Here is an 18,865-nt window from a genome sequence, read left to right as displayed (position 1 = left end):
TTCTCACCCTGACAGGTCACTCGGTTCCTGCTCTTCGTGATGTAGCGGCCGCTGACGAATTTCGTGCGCCGGCGGGCGAATCCGGTACCGGGCAAACCCGGCCCACGCCGCGCCGAAGACGGCGAGCACGATCATGTCGAATATCCACCAGCCCGCGTAGTGGGTCCACACCAAGATGTCGGCGGCCTGCGCGTCGACCCGGTGTAGATCGACGGTCGAGGCGGATGCCGCGAAGCCCCACTGGGCCGGGACCAGCCAGGAGACCTGGTCGTAGCCCCAGGTGCCCACCAGCGTGATCAGGCCTCCGGCGAACAGCGCCGACGCCAGGATCACCGGCACGACCAGCGGCAGCACTTCGCGCAGCGATTTGCCCAGCGTCGAGAGCGCGAGCCCGACGATCGCCGAGACGATGGCCGTGAGCGCCACGCTCGCATACAGCTCGACGGCGGCGTTCGGCAGCAGCGCGGCGCCGTGCACGGGCTGGCCTTTGTCGGCGATGACGATGGTGGACAGAATGGCGGCGAGGATGGCCGCGGCCACGCCGAAGAAGATGATCTTGGCCACCAGGTAGGCAGATGTCGAGAGTCCGACGGTTTGCTCGCGGCGGAAGACGCGCCGCTCGCCAACCAGGTCGCGAATGGTCAGCGCGATGCCCAGGATCACTGCGGCGATATTGAGTGCGGCCAGGATCTCGACGGCTTCATGCGGGTTGCGGCTGCTCTCCTCGGGACGATTCAGGCCGGAATCGCCGGGAATCAACAGAGTCAGCGCTGCCAACGCGAACGGCAGCGCCACCAGGAACAGGGAGTAGAAGGGGTCGGCGATGGCCAGCCGGGCTTGGCGGCGGGCCACCAGCCAGGCTTGCCGGGTCAGGGTGGCCGCTCGCTGCGGCGGCCAGGGTGCAGAGGTTTCGGGCGGTTCCGCCGGGCCTGGTTGGTGTGCGGTGAAGGCGCGGTGAGCACCGTCGGCATCGGCGCTTATGCGTGCGAGGGCTTCGGACCAGTCGGCGGTGCCCATCGTGGACTTGAGTCGTTGGGGAGCTCCGGCGAAGGCCGTGGTCCCGGCCGCGGTGAGCAGCAGTACCTGGTCGCAGATGGTGAGCTGGGTCCGCGATGTGGTTGCCACCACGACGACACAGCCGAGGTCGGCCTGGCGTCGCAACACCGCCATCACGTGATCCTGCTGCGCCGGATCCAGGGCGGTGCTCTGCTCGTCGACCACGAGCAGCGTTGGTCTGGTGATCAGTTCGATGGCCACCGATGCGCACCGACGTAGCTCCGGCGACAGCTTGCCGATCCTGGTTGTGCGGTACGGAGTCAGCCCGACTTCTTCGATCACCTGGTTGACGACTCGGTCGCGATGCTCGCGCGGGATGTCGGGCGGCAGCCGCAGTTCGGCGGTGTAGCGCAGGGCGCGTTCGACGGTCAGCCGTCGGTGAATCCGTTCGCTGCGCGAAACGATGCCGATGCGGGTGCGCATGGCCTCGGGTTCGGTGTACACGTCGTGGCTGTCGACGGTTACGCGCCCGGTGCTGGGCTCCCGGGTGCCCGCGAGCATCCCGAGCAGCGCCGAATTGCGGGCGGTTGACGGCCCGGCGACCGCGGTCAGCGTGCCCGGACGCGCCGTGAATGACACGTCCGTGAGCAGGTCGTGTCCGTCGGCGATAAGCCCCAGGCGGTAGGCGTTGACGCCGGCCGTGCGTGCGACGCCCTCGAGCGGCAGCCGGTAGGTCGTGCTGGGCTCTTCGGTTCCGACGGTGGCTTCGCTCGGGGGGCGGCTTGCGCGCAGCTTGCGTGTCGCGTCGGTCATTCGCTCGATCAGCCCGCGGCCTTTGCGCTGTTGCTCCGGCGCGATCGGCTGTTCCGGGATCGGTGGTGGTGCCGCGATCGGTGGTGGTGCCGCGATCGGTGGAGGCTCGGGCGGTTGTGGTGGCGACGGCGGGTGCGACGGCGGCGGCACGGGGGGCGCCGGCGGCGCGGTGGGCCCGACCGGGGGCGGCGCCGGCATCGGAGGCGGTGGCGCCCCCGGTGGGATGGGGCGCTCGACCGTCGGCTGTCGCGTCGGGGTGACGCGCATTCGCTGCGTTTCCTGCCTGGTCGGGATCTGCTGCGGGGGTTGGCTCGGCGCGACAGGTGGCCGCGGCGGCGGATGGGCCGGCATTTGCGGTGGCTGCGGCGGATGGGGCGGCATTTGCGGTGACCGCGGCGGCGGATGGGCCGGCGATGGCGGTGGTGGGGGTGGCATTTGCGGGGACGGCGGTGGATACGGTGCGCGTTGCGGGGGACCGGGCGGTGGCCCTGGAGGACCGGGCGGCAAGCCAAGGCGGAAAACCAGTCGCGGACCGCGCTGAGGGTCACCGAGCGCGATCGCCTGGCCGTCGCGGATGTCCAGCGCCGGAACCCGGGCGCCGTCGACGAAGATGCCGGCGCGGCTTCTGTCGATGGCAACCCAACGCGTTCCGGCGAACCGCAGCAGCAGGTCGGGTTGCGGAAACGGCGGGGGCGGGGCGGCGAAACCCAGGCGGTTCAGCGGGATGTCGCACCAATCGCCATACGCCACGATCACGTCGCGGCCCGGGGCAAAGACGTACCTCATCGATCCGACGAAGACCGTGAGCGGTGAGGCTGGGAACGCGGAAGCCACTGACTAAGTGTCTACCCGCTGGTGGTCGTGGACCGGCAAGGGGTGCGAGCCGGTCACAGCGTGTTGCGTCGCGGTGTCGCTGCGGCATTGTCGAGAAGCCGGCGCAACACTTGGACCGCCTCGACCAGTACCTGACGGTCGGCCGGCTCGAGCATGGCCAATTGCGGTTCGATGGCGGCGGCGCGGTCGGCCCGAACCGCGTTCAGGGTGCGTCGCCCTTCGGGCGTGATGCGGATCCGGACCGCGCGGGCGTCGCCGGGGTCGACGGTTCGGCTAACCAGGCCGGCGTCCTCGAGGCGCCGCACCTGCGTGGTCATCGTGGGTTGAGAACAGTGGTCGACGGCCGCAAGGTCGCCGATGCGCGCTTCTCCGTGAACCTCGATCGTCGCGAGCAGTCTGGCCTGTGCTGCGGGCAACGGCATCTGGATGCGTTGCGTGGCCAGCCGGTTAAGCCGAGCGACCACAGCGAGCAGGTCGGCGCCCAGCCCCTGCAGAAGCGTGGTGTTTGCGGTGTCGACGACGTTGTCCATGTACCCATGCTTGCATAGCTTTGCTATGCGAGACCAGCCGCTGCCCCACCTTTGTCTCAGCGGCACGGGCCAGCAAAGGAGGGCTAACCGGCGGCGCATGGGCTGTGGGCCTGGCACAATCGAGAAAGTGACCGCGCGCCCCCTTCGGCACCGTACGGGTGGACCGCTGCAGCCGAACGAATTAGCACAAGCCGCGGTGATGGGGGCGCTCTGTTCGGTGACCGCCATCATCGCCGCGGTCATCCCGTTCGCTCAGGGCCTTGGGGTCTTGGGCACGGTGCCGATGGGCTTGCTCGCCTACCGCTTCCGTCCTCGAGTGTTGGTCGCCGCGGCGGTTGCTGCGACGGTGATCGCGTTCTTGATCTCCGGGCTGGGCAGCTCCGCGATGGTCGTCGATGCTGCCTGGGTGGGCGGGATATGCGGAATCGTCAAACGCAAGGGCCGCGGCGTAGCCACGGTGATTGCCTCATCTATGGTCGCCGGATTCATCTGGGCCTCGGCCTGGGTCGGCCTGTTCGCGGTGCTGACTCGGTTGCGGCAGTTGATCTTTGGGGTGCTGACCGCGAACGTCAACGGCGTCGCCGCCTTCCTGCGTTGGGTCCACCTCCCGGCGGTCGCCGACGCCCTGAAACGCTATGTCGCCGAGGGGCTGCAGTACTGGCCGTGGTTGGTGCTGCCCTATTTGGTTTTCATCGTCGTCATCGTGACGTTGATTGGCTGGTCGGCGTTGTCGCGCCTGTTGGAGCGGATGGGCGACATCCCCGATGTGCACAAATTGGATCCGCCCGACATTGTCGGTCCTGCGGGCGGCGAGATCGGTCCGGTGCCGGTGCGGCTCGACCGGGTGCGGTTCCGTTACCCCAACGCCGGTCAAGACGCGCTGCGCGAGGTCAGTTTGGAAATCCGAAGCGGGGAGCATGTCGCGATCACCGGTGCCAACGGATCCGGGAAGACGACGTTGATGCTGATCCTGGCCGGCCGGCAACCGACATCGGGCACCGTGCACCGCCCCGGCACAGTCGGTTTGGGCGAGCTGGGCGGCACCGCGCTCGTCCTGCAACACCCGAAGAGCCAGGTCCTGGGCACCCGGGTCGCCGACGATGTGGTGTGGGGCCTACCGCCGGACGCTCACGTCGATGTGAGCCTGTTGCTGCGTGAGGTCGGCCTCGAAGAACTCGCCGAAAGCGACACCTCGAGTTTGTCGGGCGGGCAACTACAGCGCCTTGCGCTCGCCGCCGCCCTCGCCCGAGACCCCGAGCTGCTCATCGCCGATGAGGTCACCACGATGATCGACCAGCAGGGCCGCGACGGCTTGCTGGGCGTGATGTCGGGTCTTACCAAGCGGCACCGGACAACCTTGGTGCACATCACCCACTTCGACGACGAGGCGGCGTCCGCCGACCGCACGATCAATCTGAGCAATTCATCGGACAACACCGGCGTGGTGGGGACCGCGGACGCGGCGGTACCGACCCCCGCTACCGATCGACGGCTCGAAGCGGGAGCGATCGAACTCGTCGGCGTCGGGCACGAATATGCCAGCGGCACACCGTGGGCCAAGACCGCGCTGCGTGACATCAACTTCGTCGCCGAGCAGGGTGACGGGGTCTTGATCCACGGGCAGAACGGTTCGGGCAAGTCCACGCTGGGCTGGATCATGGCCGGGTTGACCGTTCCCACCACTGGCTCATGCCTGATCGACGGCGAGCCCACCGATGAGCACGTCGGTGTGGTGGCGTTGGCCTTCCAGTCAGCCCGGCTGCAATTGATGCGCAGCCACGTCAACCTTGAAGTGGCTTCGGCAGCTGGTTTTTCGCATCACGACGAAGACCGCGTGGCCGCGGCGCTGGCCCTGGTCGGACTGCAGCCCACGTTGGCCCAACGGCGCATCGACCAGCTCAGCGGTGGCCAGATGCGCCGCGTGGTGCTGGCCGGACTGTTGGCGCGTTCGCCGCGCGCGTTGATCCTCGACGAGCCGCTGGCGGGGTTGGACGTCGCCAGCCAACGCGGCTTGCTGACGCTGCTCGACCGGCTGCGGCGCGAGCAGGGCTTGACCCTGGTGGTGATTTCGCACGACAGCATCGGCCTGGAAGGGATTTGCCCGCGCACCCTGCATCTGCGCGACGGTGTGCTGGAAACGGTGTCGACCACGACAGGGGGCGTGGCATGACCGCGACTGCATCACCGGCCGCCAGGGGTCGGGCTAAGCGCCCTCGCCGTCCGGTGGTGTTGCTGGTTCCCGTCCCCGGAAACTCCGTCATCCACCAATTGTGGGCCGGCACCAAATTGCTGGTCGTTGTCGGTGTCGCGGTGCTGCTGACCTTCTATCCGGGCTGGGTGAGTATCGGACTGCTCGGCGCCGTGACGGTGGCGGCGGTGTGGCTTGCCCACATTCCACGCGGCGCCTTGCCGTCGGTGCCGCGCTGGCTGTGGCTCGTGATCGGGCTGGGCTTTGTCACTGCTGCGCTCTCCGGCGGTAGTCCGGTGGTCTCGGTGGCCGGGCTGCACGTCGCCCTCGGCGGCTCATTGCACTTCCTGCGGATGACCGCGCTGACGATCCTGTTGATCGCCCTCGGGGCGATTGTGTCCTGGACGACCAACGTCGCCGAAATCGGCCCCGCCCTAGCAACTTTGGGCCGCCCGTTCAAGATATTCCGGATCCCGGTCGACGAATGGGCGGCCGCGTTGGCGCTCGCGTTGCGCGCCTTCCCGATGCTGATCGAGGAATTCCAAGTGCTTTACGCCGCCCGCCGACTACGTCCCAAAGAGGTGCCCCTCAGTCGCAAGGCTCGACGCCAGCAGCAGGGCCGCGACTTGATCGACCTGTTCGCGACGGCCATGGTCGTGACGTTGCGGCGCGCGGACGAAATGGGCGACGCGATCACCGCTCGTGGCGGGGCCGGTCAGCTTGCCGCATCTCCGGCCCGGCCGAAAACGGCGGATTGGGTGGCGCTCGCTCTCTTTGCCGGGGCGGGCGCCGCCTCGGTCGCCATCGAGACGATCCTGCATATCACCCCGATTTAACGAGCCGGTTGTCGCTCTTCGCGTAACGTAAGCGGGTGGCCGACATCCAGCGCACACGTCTCATTGCGGCTCGCGTGCAAGAAGTCTGGGATGTCCTGGCGGACTTCGGCGCAATCAGTTCGTGGGCCGACGACGTCGATCACTCGTGCATCTTGTTCTCGGGTGCCGGCGGAGCACCGGTCGGTACGACGAGACGAGTACAAGTCAAACGTGACACTCTCGTCGAGCGCATCACCGCGTTCGACCCGCCACACGTGCTTGCCTACGACATCGAGGGCCTGCCCCGGTTGCTGCGCCGGGTGGCGAACCGCTGGACGCTCGCGGCCGGTACGGGCGACTCGGCCGTCGTGACCTTGACCAGCACGGTCGAAATCGGACCTCGCCCAACCCAAGAGCTTGCCGAACGCCTGGTGTGTCGCGTCGCTGTACGACTGTCCGACTCGTTGCTCGCCGGGCTCGCAAAACGATTGGAGAAGGCTCGTGTCTGATCGCCCCGACATCGTCATCCTGATGACCGACGAGGAACGCGCGACGCCACCGTACGAGACGCCCGAACTACTCGCCTGGCGGGATCGAATGCTGTTGGGGCGCAGATGGTTCGACGATCACGGCGTCAGCTTCGGCCGGCACTACACGGGCTCGCTGGCCTGTGTGCCTAGTCGCCCGACCATCTTCACCGGGCAGTACCCGGACTTGCACGGGGTCACCCAGACCGACGGCATCGGGAAGACGGCCGACGACTCCCGCATGCGCTGGCTGCGCCCGGGCGAGGTGCCCACGTTGGGCAACTGGTTGCGCGCGGCGGGATACGACACGCACTACGACGGCAAGTGGCACATCTCGCATGCGGATCTCACCGACCCGGACACCGGGGGTTCGCTGGCGACCAACGATGACGACGGCGTCGTCGACCCGGTGGCGGTGCAGCGCTACCTCGACGCGGATCCGCTCGGTCCGTATGGCTTTTCGGGATGGGTCGGTCCGGAGCCGCACGGGGCGCTGATGGGCAATGCCGGCATTCGCCGCGACCCACTGATCGCCGACCGGGTCGTCGCCTGGCTCACCGATCGTTACGCCCGCCGTCGCGCCGGTGACCCCGACGCGCTGCGTCCGTTCCTGCTTGTCGCCAGCTTCGTCAACCCGCACGACATCGTGTTGTTCCCGCTGTGGTCGCGGCGCAGTCCGGTCAAGCCGTCACCGTTGGACCCGCCGGCGGTCGCCCCGGCACCCACCGCCGACGAAGATCTGTCGACTAAGCCGGCCGCGCAGATCGCCTTTCGCGGGGCCTATTACTCCGGCTACGGCCCGGCGCCCGCTATCGACCGGACCTACGAGCGCGGCGCGCAGCGCTACCGCGATCTGTATTACCGCCTGCACGCCGAGGTGGACGGACCGATCGACCGCGTCAGACGCACCGTCACCGAAGCTGGTTCGGACGACGCCGTTTTGGTGCGTACCGCCGATCACGGCGATCTGCTGGGCGCCCACGGCGGGTTGCATCAGAAATGGTTCAACCTCTATGACGAGGCCACCCGCGTTCCCTTCGTCATTGCCCGCATCGGCACGCGCGCGACGCAGCCCCGGGCGGTCACGGCACCGACGTCGCATGTCGACCTGGTTCCGACGCTGCTCGGGGCCGCCGGAGTCGACGTCGCGAAAGCGGCTGCCACGCTGGCGGAGTCGTTCTCCGAAGTCCACGAGCTACCCGGCCGCGATCTGATGGCGGTCGTCGACGGCGCGCCCGCCGACGAGACCCGGGCCGTCTATCTGATGACCCGCGACAATATGCTCGAAGGAGACAGCGGCGCCTCGGGCCTGGCGCGCCGGCTGAAGATCACAGCCAATCCTCCTGCGCCGCTGCGTATCCGGGTTCCGGCGCACACCGCGTCCAACTTCGAAGGGTTGGTTGTCCGGGTTGACGAGGGCGCGGGCGCCGGACACCTGTGGAAGCTGGTCCGCACCTTCGACGACCCGGGCACCTGGACCGAACCCGGCGTGCGCCATCTCGCGGCTAATGGCATTGGGGGAGAAGCCTATCGGACGTCTCCCCTCGATGATCAATGGGAGCTCTACGATCTCACCGCCGACCCGATCGAAGCCGACAACCGGTGGACGGATCCCGATCTGCACGAGCTGCGGCAGCATTTGCGGATGCAGCTGAAACAGGCCCGGGCAGGTTCGGTCCCGCAACGAAACCAGCCGTGGCCCTACGTGACTCGTCGGCCGACAGCCAGGCCCTCGTGGCGCCGCATGCTCACGAGTCGCTCGCGAGCGTAACGGCAAGGCGAAAAATCGCCCCGAATCTCGCAGCGACGTTACGCTCGCGGCGGGAGGTGCCCCAGCCCGGGGCGGGAGGTGCCCCGGCTCGCGGGCGGCACGTGCCTCAGCGCGCGGCGGGAGGTGCCCCAGCCCGGGGCGGGAGGTGCCCCAGCCCGGGGCGGGAGGTGCTCGCGCGGCGCTTGCCTAGGTGCGCATCCGGTCGATGAGGTTGGACAGCACGACGATGCTTTCGCTGCGTTCGATGTCGGCACTTTCCCGGATGCGTTCGAGCGCCGACTCCAGGTGGCGCATGTCGCGGGCCAGAACGTGCAGGATCGCATCGGAGGTACCTGTCACCGTGGCCGCGCTGACCACCTCGGGCATTTCCACCCAGGCCGCCCGCAACTGATCGGGCGCGATGGTGCCGTGGCAGTACACCTGCACATAGGCTTCGGTGTTCCAGCCGAGCGCGTTGCGGTCGACGATGGTGGTGAAGCCCTTGATCACACCGTTGTCGAGCATTCGGTCGACTCGACGTTTCACCGCCGGTGCGGACAAATTCACCTTCTCGCCGATCTCGGCGAAGGTGGCCCGCGCGTGCTCGGTCAACTCGGTGAGGATGCGTTCGTCGGTGTCGTCCAGGCGGTCCATCGTCCCCCTTTTCGCCTGCGCACAACGAATCGTTGCAACTGGCATTTTAGCGCAATAAACCATTCATAGACACGCAAGAATCGGCGTTTGATTGTGTCCAGGCCCCAAAATACCCTGGAAATATGACGGATTACCATGTCGCCGACTCGGCGCCCCACGCCGCGCCCGCGGCATGGCAAGATGCCGCACCGAAGCGGTCCAGAACAGCTCAGACCCGTCGGTATGCGATGACGCCGCCGGCCTACTTCGCGGTCGAGTACGCGATCAACCCGTGGATGGATGTCAGTGCACCCGTCGACGTCGACGTCGCGCAGGCGCAGTGGGAAGGTCTTCGGCAGGCCTACCTGGGGCTCGGCCACCGCGTGGACATCGTCGAGCCGGTGCCCGGCCTGCCGGATATGGTCTACGCCGCCAACGGCGGGTTCGTCGCCGGCGATGTGGCCATCGTCGCCCGGTTCCGCTATGAGCAGCGCGCCGGTGAGGCGACCGCGTACGGCGACTGGATGTCGTCGATGGGCTATCAGCCGGTGACGACCCGTTACGTCAACGAGGGGCAGGGTGACCTGCTCATGGTCGGCGAAATGGTGTTGGCCGGTTATGGCTTTCGCACCCACCGGCGCGCACATGCCGAGATCTCGGCCGCGCTGCGCATGCCGGTGGTCTCGCTCGAGCTGGTCGACCCGCGGTTCTACCACCTCGATACCGCCCTCGCCGTCCTCGACGATCACACGATCGCGTTCTACCCTCCGGCATTCAGCACAGCGGCGCAGGACCAGCTGCACGCACTGTTTCCCGACGCTATGGTGGTGGGAAGCGCGGACGCCTACGTGCTTGGCCTCAATGTGGTATCCGACGGTCTGCATGTCGTGCATCCTTGTGCCGCAACGGGTTTCGCTGCCCAGTTGCGGGAAGCGGGCTTCGAGCCCGTCGGCGTCGACCTCTCCGAGCTGCTCAAGGGGGGCGGTTCCGTGAAGTGCTGCACTTTGGAGGTGTTTAGATGACGATTCTCGACCATCCGACCTCGGTGTCCACCAACGGAACCGCGGACGCGATCGCGCTCGTCGAAAAGCATGCAGCGCACAATTATTCGCCACTGCCCGTGGTGGCGGCCAGCGCCGAAGGCGCCTGGATCACCGACGTCGACGGACGGCGCTACCTGGACTGTCTGGCCGCGTACTCGGCGGTCAACTTCGGCCATCGCAACCCCGAGATCACCGCGACAGCCCATGCCCAACTCGACACCGTCACGCTGGTCAGTCGCGCCTTCCACGCCGCCAACCTGGGAACGTTCTGCGCTGGGCTTGCCCGGTTGTGCGGCAAAGACATGGTGCTGCCGATGAACTCGGGCGCCGAAGCCGTGGAGAGCGGCCTCAAGGTCGCGCGTAAGTGGGGCGCCGACGTCAAGGGAGTGCCCGAGGGGCGCGCGAACATCGTGGTGGCTGAGAACAATTTCCACGGCCGCACGATCAGCATCGTCAGCTTCTCCTCGGACCCGACGGCGCGGGGTGGGTTCGGGCCGTTTACGCCGGGGTTTCGTTCGGTGCCGTTCGGCGAGGCCGCGGCGTTGGCGGATGCGATTGACGAGAACACCGTCGCGGTGCTGCTCGAACCGATCCAGGGCGAGGCCGGCATCATCGTCCCACCCGACGACTACCTGCCATCCGTTCGTTCGCTGTGCACCCAACACGACGTCCTGATGATCGCCGACGAAATCCAGTCGGGACTCGCGCGTACGGGCTACACGTTCGCCTGCGACCGCTGGGGCGTCGTACCGGACGTCTACCTGCTCGGCAAGGCGCTGGGCGGCGGCGTCGTTCCGCTGTCGGCAGTGGTCGCGGACCGCGACATTCTCGGCGTGCTGCATCCGGGCGAGCACGGCTCGACGTTCGGGGGCAACCCGCTAGCCGCCGCGATCGGCGCCACGGTGGTCTCCATACTGGAGCGAGGTGAATTCCAGTCCCGCTCGGCCGAATTGGGCGCACACCTGCACCGGCGGTTGCGGGGCCTGGTCGGCGACGGTGTGGTGGCGGTGCGTGGCTTCGGCTTGTGGGCCGGTGTCGATATCGAACCCACGCTTGCCACCGGCAAAGAAATCAGCCGGCGGCTGGCCGAGCGCGGTGTGCTGGTGAAAGACACCCACGATTCGACGCTGCGCTTCGCCCCACCGCTGGTCATCACCGAGCAGGAAATTGACTGGGCCGTGGAAAAGTTCGCCGCCGTATTGCGGGAGGCAGCATAATCAGCTGATCCAGCACGAGGGGGCGCAATTTGCGAGCCAGCTCGATCAGCCTGACAGCACAGATGCTGCGGCGCCGCCCGGTGATGGGCGCGCCCGTCGCGCATGGCGCCGCGGATCACCTCAAACGTGGCATCAGTGCGTTCCAGCTGACCATGTTCGGGGTCGGCTCGACGATTGGCACCGGCATTTTCTTCGTGCTGTCGCAGGCGGTGCCCGAAGCCGGGCCCGGGGTGATCGTCTCGTTCATCATTGCGGGGATCGCGGCCGGGCTCGCCGCCATCTGCTACGCCGAATTGGCGTCGGCCGTGCCGGTTTCGGGATCGTCGTATTCCTACGCGTACACCACCCTGGGTGAGGTGGTCGCGATGGCGGTGGCGGCCTGTCTGCTGCTGGAGTACGGGGTAGCCACGGCCGCGGTTTCGGTGGGCTGGAGCGGCTACGTCAACAAGCTGCTGTACAACCTATTCGGACTGCAACTCCCACATGCGTTGTCGGCGGCGCCGTGGGATTCCAACCCGGGTTACGTGAATCTCCCGGCGATCGTCCTGATCGTGATGTGTGCGCTGTTGCTGATCCGCGGTGCCAGTGAATCGGCGCGGGTCAACGCGATCATGGTGCTGATCAAGTTGGGCGTGCTGGTCATGTTCGTGATCATCGCGTTCACCGCCTTTGACGCCAATCAGCTCAAGGACTTTGCACCGTTCGGCGTCGCCGGCATCGGCTCGGCGGCGGGCACGATCTTCTTTTCATACATCGGCCTTGACGCGGTGTCGACCGCGGGTGACGAGGTGAAGGATCCGCAGAGGACCATGCCGCGTGCGCTGATCGCGGCGCTCATCACGGTCACCGCCGTCTATGTGCTCGTCGCACTCGCGGCGCTGGGCACCCAGCCGTGGCAGGATTTCGCCGGGCAGGAGGACGCCGGACTGGCAACGATTCTCGACAAGGTCACGCACCAGGGCTGGGCCAGCACGATTCTGTGCGCGGGCGCGGTGATCTCGATCTTCACCGTCACGCTGATCACGATGTACGGCCAGACCCGCATCTTGTTCGCGATGGGCCGCGATGGGCTGCTGCCGTCGCGATTCGCGTCGATCAGCAGCCGCACCATGACGCCGGTGAGCAACACGGTGATCGTCGCGATCGCCGCCGGGACGCTGGGCGGCCTCGTCCCGCTGGACAAGCTGGCGGACATGGTCTCCATCGGCACGCTGACTGCGTTCATCGTCGTCGCGGTGGGCGTGATCGTCCTGCGGGTGCGCGAGCCGGATCTACCGCGTGCATTCAAAGTGCCCGGTTACCCTGTCACGCCGGTGCTTTCGGTGCTGGCCTGCGGATACATCCTCGCCAGCTTGCACTGGTACACCTGGATCGCGTTCAGCGGGTGGATCTCCCTTGCGTTGATCTTCTACTTCGCGTGGGGTCGCCACCACAGCGCGCTCAACAATGTCGACTAGCGACTAGCGGCGGCATTGGCAGCGGCCTGGGCCTGCTTCAGCGTGGTCGCGACGTCGCCGCGGCCAAGAAACATCTCGTCGAAATAGCTTTGCAGCGCCGCATTTCCGGCGGCGAAGCCGGCGCCGCCCGGTGCCGGGATACGCGGACCTTCCAGGACGGCGAAGAAGGGTGTGACGTCGACGCCGCGCTGCGCCCAGTAATTGAAGTAGACCTGCTGGGCTGACCGAACCGCCGGGATCGCCGCGCCCTGACTGCCCAGATAGGCGTTGCCTTCGTTGCTACCCATCCAGGCCAGCACCTGACGTACCGCATCGGGATGCGTGGTTGCCGAATTACCCGCTGCGGCAATGCCATTGGTGACACTGATCCGGCCCGAGGGGCCGATCGGCAGCATCGCGACGCCCCAGCGGAAGCGGGCATCGCGCGCTATCGACGCGAGGTTGTAGGTGCCGGACTGAAACAGCGCCATCCTGCCGGCCAGGAATTGGTTGCGGGAGAAGTCGCCGTTGGTGTTGGTGTCCGAGGCAGGTGGGGCGACGTGGTCCTCGTTGATCAGGCCGACCAGGTAGCGGAAAGCCGCGATGGCGCCGGGGTTGTCGAAGGCGAACTCGTCGCCGCGCTGGAACACGCCGCCCGCCGAGCCGATGTAGTTCAGGTAGATCGCCTGCGCGTCGTTGGCCGCGTTGTAGCCCCACTGCCGAACCCGGGCGGGATCGAAACCCGTTGTGCCCGCGTGATTTCCATTGGTATCGACGGTTAGCCGAGCCGCGAGCGGGCGCAAGGTGTCGTCCCCATTCGGATCCCAGCGCAGGGCGTTCAGCTGACCGGGATCCACCCCGGCGGCAGCGAGCAGGTCCGCGTTGTAGTACACCGCGATGCCGCCGTCGGTCAGCTGCGGGACGCCCCACAGCGCCCCGCCGCGGGTGAACTGATCGACCACCGCCGGCTCCCAGTCCGAAATCTCCTCGGGGCTCAGGATTTTGCCGATATTCAGCAGCCGGCCGTTGTCGGCGTAGGCCGACAGGTATGCGTTGGAGAGCCAGAAGATATCGTCGGCGCTGCCACCCGCGACGTCGGTGCGCAGCGTGTTGAAATACGTCGAGTAGGCCACCAGATCGATGCGCACCTCGATATCCGGATGCGTGCGGTTGAAGGCCGCGAACGACTCCCGGTAGGACTCGGTGAGCGGCGCATCCCACATCCGCACCCGCACCACGACCTTGTCACCGTGCGGCTCGCCGGAGTAGTTCAACAGCACCGCGATCGCGGCCAATAACACCACGACCAGGCCCAGCGCGCCGGCGGCAAGCGTGGAAAAGCGGGGCCTCACTTGACACCCGAGAGGACGATCGACGCGACGATGTGTCGCTGCGAAGCGATGAACAGCAGCACCAGCGGCACGATCGCGAGCGTGGTCGCCGCCATCACCAGCGTCCATTGCGCGTTGAAGCGCGACTGCAACTCGGCCGTCGCCACGGTCAGCACCCGCCACTTGTGGCCGCTGGTGATCACCAACGGCCACATGAAGTTGTTCCATTGCGAGACCACGGTGATCAGCGTGAGTGCCGCCAGCACCGGCCGGCTGGACGGAATGACCACATGCGTGATCACGTCCAGGGTGTTGGCCCCGTCGAGGCGCGCCGCGTTGATCAAGTCGTTGGGGATGAGGCGAAAGTGCTCGCGCAGCAGGAAAATCGCGTACGGGGAGCCGAACATGAACGGCAGCACCAACGCCCAGAACGTATTACGCAGCCCCGCCTGGGCCATCATCAGATACAGCGGCACCACCGTCACCGTCCCGGGCACCATCAACGTCGCGATATACACCCAAAACAACGCGTCGCGTCCGGCGAAATCCAGCCGCGCGAAGGCGTAGGCCGCCAGCACCGAGAAGGTCATCTGACCCACCAGGATCACCGCCGTCATCAACGCCGTCACCGCCGCGGCGCGGCCGAAGCCGGCACCGGCCAGGTCGCCGTAGTTGGCCAGCGTGGGCGGGCGGGGGAGCTGCAGCGGTGTACCCGTCTCGAACTGGTGTGCCGAGGTGAACGCGGTCAGCAGGCCAAGCCCGAAGGGCGCCAACGTGATCAGCGCACCGATCACCAGGCCGGCGTAGATCGCCGCATTGGCGACGCGACTAGACGAGGTCATAGGTGATCCGCCGCCGGAAGTACAGATGCTGAATGATCGTGATGCCGACCAGGATGACGAACAGCACCACCGCCATCACCGATGCCCGGCCGATGGCCGCCGAACCGAACGCCTCGGCGTAGATGCGGTGGGCCACCAGGTCGGTGCTGTCGCCCGGGCCGCCGTCGGTCAGCGCGTAGACGGTGTCGAAAACCTGTGCTGTGCTGACGATCCCGGTCACCAGCACGAAGAACATCGTCGGGCGCAGCATCGGCAGGGTGATGCGCCAGAACCGTTGCCAGGCGTTGGCGCCGTCGGTGCGGGCGGCGGCATGGATGTCGTTGGGAATCGCGAGCAGGCCGGCCAGGAACGACAGCGAGTTATAACCCACGTTCATCCAGACCACGACCGCCGACACCAGTGGCAGCGCGAAGGTGGGGTCGGAGAGCCACTCGATGCTGTGTCCCAGCAGCGTCGCGATCGCGCCGTCGGTGGGCGCCAGGATCCAGCGCCACAACACCGCGATCGCCAGCGGCGCGCAGATCCACGGCAGCACAAAAATCGTCCGGAAAAAGCCGGTCCCCGGAAGCAGCCGGGCCAGCATCGAGGCAACCAGCAGCCCAAGCACGGTCTGCACCGGGACCACGATCGCCACGAAGATCGCCGTGACGAACAGCGAGTGCCCGAAGCCGGAGTCGGTCAGCACCGAGCGCCAGTTGGCCACGCCCACAAAGCGCAGCGCACCCAGCAGGTCCCAGTGGTACAGGCTGAGCCAGACCACCACCAGGATCGGCAGCAGCAAGAAGATGACGACACCGAACAGGCTGGGCGCCAGCAGCCCGTAGGCCAGCACGCTGGATCGCGGCTGACTCCTGCGGGCGGCGCTGGCCATGCAGCCAATTAAAGCGGGCTCCGCACGGGTTTGGAGTGCGCACTCGTTACGGTGGAGCCGTGACACCGAATCGGGGGATCGATGCCGACTTCCTGGGCCTGCCGCGACACGAGCTCGCCGAAGCCGCGCTGTCGGCGGCCACCACGGCCGGGGCCAGCTACGCGGACCTGCGCATTCATCGCATCAACACCGAGATCATCCAGTTGCGCGACGGCGAGCTCGAGACCGCGGTGGTCAGCCGTGAGGTCGGCTTGGCGGTGCGAGTCATCGTCGACGGCACCTGGGGATTCGCGTCGCACGCCGAATTGGCGCCGTCGGTCGCGGCCGAGACCGCGCGCCGCGCGGTGCATGTGGCCACCACGCTGGCGGGGCTGAACACCGAGCGCGTCGAACTGGCGCCCGAGCCCGTCTACGCCGACGTGACCTGGGTGTCGAGCTATCGGAGCGACCCGTTCGACATCCCGGCGGCCGACAAGATCGGCGTGCTCGAGGAGTATTCCGGGCGGCTGCTGGGCGCCGACGGCGTCGACCACGTGGCGGCCAGCCTGACGGCCGTCAAGGAGCAGACGTTCTACGCCGACACCTTCGGGTCGTCGATCACCCAGCAGCGGGTGCGGATCATGCCGTCGCTGGAGGCGGTGACCGTCGATGCCGCGGCGGGCAGCTTCGACTCGATGCGTACGCTGGCGCCGCCGATGGGTCGGGGCTGGGAGGCGCTGGCCGGCGACGAGGTGTGGAACTGGAGCGACGAGCTCGCGCAGCTGCCCGCGCTGCTGGCCGAGAAGGTCAAATCGCCCAGTGTGATTCCTGGACCCACGGACCTGGTGATCGATCCCTCCAACCTGTGGCTGACGATTCACGAATCCATCGGCCACGCAACCGAATACGATCGTGCAATCGGCTACGAGGCGGCTTATGCCGGAACGTCGTTCGCCACGCCGGACAAACTCGGCACCATGCGTTACGGCTCGCCGGTGATGAACGTGACCGCCGACCGCACCGTCGAATTCGGTTTGGCCACTATCGGTTACGACGACGAAGGCGTGGCCGGGCAAAGCTGGGACCTGGTGCGCGACGGCATCTTCGTCGGCTACCAACTCGACCGGGTGTTCGCGCCGCGGCTGGGGCAGCCGCGTTCCAACGGCTGTTCGTATGCCGATTCGCCGCATCATGTGCCGATCCAGCGGATGGCCAACGTGTCGCTGCAGCCCGGCCGCGACGACCTCAGCACCGCCGATCTGATCGGGCGGGTCCAGAACGGCATCTACATCGTCGGCGACAAGTCCTGGTCAATCGACATGCAGCGGTACAACTTTCAGTTCACCGGCCAGCGCTTCTTCCGGATCACCGACGGTCGCCTGGATGGTCAGCTGCGTGACGTGGCCTATCAGGCCACCACGACCGATTTCTGGAATTCGATGGAAGCCGTGGGCGGACCGTCGACGTGGCGGCTGGGCGGTGCGTTCAACTGCGGCAAGGCCCAGCCCGGGCAGGTCGCCGCGGTCAGTCACGGCTGCCCGTCGGCGCTGTTCCGCGGCGTCAACGTGCTCAACACTCGGACCGAGGGGGGCCGATGATCCGCGTCGGCGACGATGCAGAACGAAGTGATGCTGTGGGGGTACCGCCCGCTTGCGGGGGAGAGTGGCGCCGATGATCACCGCGCAGCACGTCGTCAACCTCGTGTTGGAAGAGGCGGCGAAACTGGGCCATGTCGACGAGACCATGGTGTTGGTCACCGATAGGGTCGAGGCGACGTTGCGGTGGGCGGGCAATTCGATGACCACCAACGGGGTTTCGCACAGCCGCAACATCTCGATCATTTCGATTCTACGCAAAGGTGATAGCGCTTCCATCGGTACGGTGGTGTCCGCGGAGGTGGACCCTCGGGTGATCCCGGCTCTGGTGGCCGCGTCGCAAGAGGCAGCCCGTTCCGCGCCGGAGGCCGGCGATGCCGCACCGCTGCTGACCGATACCGGAGTGCCCGCGGATTGGGATGCGCCGGTGCCCGGCACCGGCGCCGAGGTGTTCGCCGATGTCGCGGGCTCGTTGAGCCGCGGATTCCGGGGCACCGATCGGCTGTATGGCTTTGCCCACCACAGTGTTTCGACGACGTTCCTGGCGTCGTCGACGGGGCTGCGCCGGCGTTTCACGCAACCCGCCGGTGCGGTGGAGATCAACGGCAAGCGCGGTGACGCCAGCGCCTGGGCGGGTATCGGGACGCCCGATTTCGTTGACGTGCCGACGGATTCGCTGCTCGAGGACCTGTCGCTACGGCTGGGCTGGGCGGAGCGCAGCGTCGAGCTGCCCGCGGGACGCTACGAGACGATCATGCCGCCGTCGACGGTCGCCGACATGATGATCTACCTGGGCTGGTCAATGGCCGGGCGGGGTGCGCAGGAGGGACGCACCGCGTTCTCGGCGCCCGGCGGCGGGACCCGGGTGGGGGAGCGGCTCACCGATCTGCCGTTGACGTTGTTCTCCGACCCGATGGCGCCCGGGCTGGCCTGCACACCGTTCGTGTCGGCGAGCAGCTCCACGGAGACCGTGTCGGTGTTCGACAACGGCATGGAGATCGGCCACGTCGACTGGATCCGCAATGGGGTGATCAACGCGCTGGCCTACCCGCGGGCCAGCGCCGCCAAGTTCGACGCCGAGGTCGCTGTCGCGGCCGACAACCTGGTGATGACCGGCGGATCGAAAGACCTCGCCGACATGATCGCCGGCACCGAGCGGGGCTTGCTGCTGACCACGCTGTGGTACATCCGCGAGGTCGATCCCACCACGTTGTTGCTCACCGGGCTGACCCGTGACGGGGTGTACCTGATCGAGGATGGCGAAGTCACCGCCGCGGTGAACAACTTCCGCTTCAACGAGAGCCCGTTGGATCTGCTGCGGCGCGCCACGGAGGCCGGTGTCAGCGAGAAGACCCTGCCGCGGGAGTGGGGCGATTGGGTCACCCGCACGGCGATGCCGACCCTGCGGATCCCGGATTTCCACATGTCGTCGGTGAGCCAGGCGCAGTAGTCGTAACGTATCGGG

At 67.2% G+C, this 18,865-nt stretch carries 15 protein-coding genes; 9 read left to right on the top strand and 6 right to left on the bottom strand.

What is annotated here, in order from left to right; all coding sequences use genetic code 11:
- Nucleotides 1–3: 3 nt before the first annotated feature.
- Together OK015_RS20470 and OK015_RS20465 are read right to left on the bottom strand one after the other, a co-directional pair.
- Nucleotides 4–2,595, bottom strand: coding sequence for an ATP-binding cassette domain-containing protein (locus OK015_RS20470; protein WP_268132933.1), 2,592 nt, complete (start codon nt 2,593–2,595; stop codon nt 4–6).
- A gap of 101 nt (nt 2,596–2,696) precedes the next feature.
- A complete protein-coding gene (locus OK015_RS20465; protein ID WP_268125794.1) occupies nt 2,697–3,173 on the bottom strand; it encodes a MarR family winged helix-turn-helix transcriptional regulator in 477 nt (158 codons plus the stop codon).
- A gap of 97 nt (nt 3,174–3,270) precedes the next feature.
- Between OK015_RS20465 and OK015_RS20460 the strand changes: the two genes are divergently transcribed.
- From OK015_RS20460 to OK015_RS20445, 4 genes are read left to right on the top strand one after another with little or no spacing between them, the layout of a single operon-like run.
- Complete coding sequence (locus OK015_RS20460; protein ID WP_442791139.1) at nt 3,271–5,343, top strand: ATP-binding cassette domain-containing protein; 2,073 nt, start codon at nt 3,271–3,273, stop codon at nt 5,341–5,343.
- Nucleotides 5,340–6,197, top strand: coding sequence for an energy-coupling factor transporter transmembrane component T family protein (locus OK015_RS20455; RefSeq protein ID WP_268125792.1), 858 nt, complete (start codon nt 5,340–5,342; stop codon nt 6,195–6,197). The genes OK015_RS20460 and OK015_RS20455 overlap by 4 nt, the downstream gene beginning before the upstream one ends.
- Before the next feature lie 35 nt (nt 6,198–6,232).
- Nucleotides 6,233–6,685, top strand: coding sequence for an SRPBCC family protein (locus tag OK015_RS20450; protein WP_268125791.1), 453 nt, complete (start codon nt 6,233–6,235; stop codon nt 6,683–6,685).
- Nucleotides 6,678–8,474 carry a sulfatase-like hydrolase/transferase gene (locus OK015_RS20445; protein WP_268125790.1) on the top strand — a complete coding sequence of 599 codons (1,797 nt, stop codon included), beginning with the start codon at nt 6,678–6,680 and terminating at the stop codon, nt 8,472–8,474. The genes OK015_RS20450 and OK015_RS20445 overlap by 8 nt, the downstream gene beginning before the upstream one ends.
- Before the next feature lie 186 nt (nt 8,475–8,660).
- Here OK015_RS20445 and OK015_RS20440 read toward each other — a convergent pair whose 3' ends face one another.
- Nucleotides 8,661–9,107, bottom strand: a complete 447-nt coding sequence (locus OK015_RS20440; RefSeq protein WP_268125789.1) for an Lrp/AsnC family transcriptional regulator — start codon at nt 9,105–9,107, stop codon at nt 8,661–8,663.
- 122 nt (nt 9,108–9,229) lie between these two features.
- Here OK015_RS20440 and ddaH point away from each other — a divergent pair, with 122 nt between their 5' ends.
- The 3 genes from ddaH to OK015_RS20425 all read left to right on the top strand — a co-directional run bounded on the left by ddaH (nt 9,230) and on the right by OK015_RS20425 (nt 12,803).
- Nucleotides 9,230–10,108: a dimethylargininase gene (ddaH, locus tag OK015_RS20435; RefSeq protein WP_442791138.1), complete on the top strand. Its 879-nt coding sequence runs from the start codon at nt 9,230–9,232 to the stop codon at nt 10,106–10,108.
- Nucleotides 10,105–11,346 (top strand): ornithine--oxo-acid transaminase, encoded by a 1,242-nt coding sequence (gene rocD, locus OK015_RS20430; protein WP_268125788.1) that lies wholly within the window; start codon nt 10,105–10,107, stop codon nt 11,344–11,346. Before ddaH ends, rocD begins: the two co-directional genes overlap by 4 nt.
- A gap of 62 nt (nt 11,347–11,408) precedes the next feature.
- Nucleotides 11,409–12,803 (top strand): amino acid permease, encoded by a 1,395-nt coding sequence (locus tag OK015_RS20425; protein ID WP_442791314.1) that lies wholly within the window; start codon nt 11,409–11,411, stop codon nt 12,801–12,803.
- Here OK015_RS20425 and OK015_RS20420 read toward each other — a convergent pair.
- The 3 genes from OK015_RS20420 to OK015_RS20410 are packed head-to-tail and all read right to left on the bottom strand — an operon-like array spanning nt 12,800 to nt 15,826.
- Nucleotides 12,800–14,134: an ABC transporter substrate-binding protein gene (locus OK015_RS20420; RefSeq protein WP_268125786.1), complete on the bottom strand. Its 1,335-nt coding sequence runs from the start codon at nt 14,132–14,134 to the stop codon at nt 12,800–12,802. The two genes, OK015_RS20425 and OK015_RS20420, sit on opposite strands and share 4 nt — an antisense overlap.
- Complete coding sequence (locus OK015_RS20415; protein WP_268125785.1) at nt 14,131–14,955, bottom strand: carbohydrate ABC transporter permease; 825 nt, start codon at nt 14,953–14,955, stop codon at nt 14,131–14,133. The genes OK015_RS20420 and OK015_RS20415 overlap by 4 nt, the downstream gene beginning before the upstream one ends.
- Nucleotides 14,942–15,826 carry a carbohydrate ABC transporter permease gene (locus OK015_RS20410; RefSeq protein ID WP_268125784.1) on the bottom strand — a complete coding sequence of 295 codons (885 nt, stop codon included), beginning with the start codon at nt 15,824–15,826 and terminating at the stop codon, nt 14,942–14,944. Before OK015_RS20410 ends, OK015_RS20415 begins: the two co-directional genes overlap by 14 nt.
- A gap of 59 nt (nt 15,827–15,885) precedes the next feature.
- Between OK015_RS20410 and OK015_RS20405 the strand changes: the two genes are divergently transcribed.
- Nucleotides 15,886–17,403, top strand: a complete 1,518-nt coding sequence (locus tag OK015_RS20405; RefSeq protein ID WP_268125783.1) for a TldD/PmbA family protein — start codon at nt 15,886–15,888, stop codon at nt 17,401–17,403.
- A gap of 73 nt (nt 17,404–17,476) precedes the next feature.
- On the top strand, nt 17,477–18,850 hold the full coding sequence (locus OK015_RS20400) for a TldD/PmbA family protein (protein ID WP_268125782.1): 1,374 nt from the start codon (nt 17,477–17,479) through the stop codon (nt 18,848–18,850).
- Nucleotides 18,851–18,865 lie beyond the last annotated feature (15 nt).

The sequence above is a fragment of the Mycobacterium sp. Aquia_216 genome (assembly GCF_026723865.1).
GTDB lineage: Bacteria > Actinomycetota > Actinomycetes > Mycobacteriales > Mycobacteriaceae > Mycobacterium.
This window is presented reverse-complemented; position numbering and strand designations above follow the sequence as displayed.

Bases quoted from the DNA above. Each gene is read 5' to 3' on its own strand.
- OK015_RS20455 (WP_268125792.1), top strand. From the start codon at position 5,340: ATGACCGCGACTGCATCACCGGCCGCCAGGGGTCGGGCTAAGCGCCCT.
- ddaH (WP_442791138.1), top strand. From the start codon at position 9,230: ATGACGGATTACCATGTCGCCGACTCGGCGCCCCACGCCGCGCCCGCG.
- OK015_RS20465 (WP_268125794.1), bottom strand. From the start codon at position 3,173: ATGGACAACGTCGTCGACACCGCAAACACCACGCTTCTGCAGGGGCTG.
- OK015_RS20425 (WP_442791314.1), top strand. From the start codon at position 11,409: ATGCTGCGGCGCCGCCCGGTGATGGGCGCGCCCGTCGCGCATGGCGCC.
- OK015_RS20440 (WP_268125789.1), bottom strand. From the start codon at position 9,107: ATGGACCGCCTGGACGACACCGACGAACGCATCCTCACCGAGTTGACC.
- OK015_RS20410 (WP_268125784.1), bottom strand. From the start codon at position 15,826: ATGGCCAGCGCCGCCCGCAGGAGTCAGCCGCGATCCAGCGTGCTGGCC.
- OK015_RS20460 (WP_442791139.1), top strand. From the start codon at position 3,271: ATGGGCTGTGGGCCTGGCACAATCGAGAAAGTGACCGCGCGCCCCCTT.
- rocD (WP_268125788.1), top strand. From the start codon at position 10,105: ATGACGATTCTCGACCATCCGACCTCGGTGTCCACCAACGGAACCGCG.
- OK015_RS20470 (WP_268132933.1), bottom strand. From the start codon at position 2,595: ATGAGGTACGTCTTTGCCCCGGGCCGCGACGTGATCGTGGCGTATGGC.
- OK015_RS20400 (WP_268125782.1), top strand. From the start codon at position 17,477: ATGATCACCGCGCAGCACGTCGTCAACCTCGTGTTGGAAGAGGCGGCG.
- OK015_RS20415 (WP_268125785.1), bottom strand. From the start codon at position 14,955: ATGACCTCGTCTAGTCGCGTCGCCAATGCGGCGATCTACGCCGGCCTG.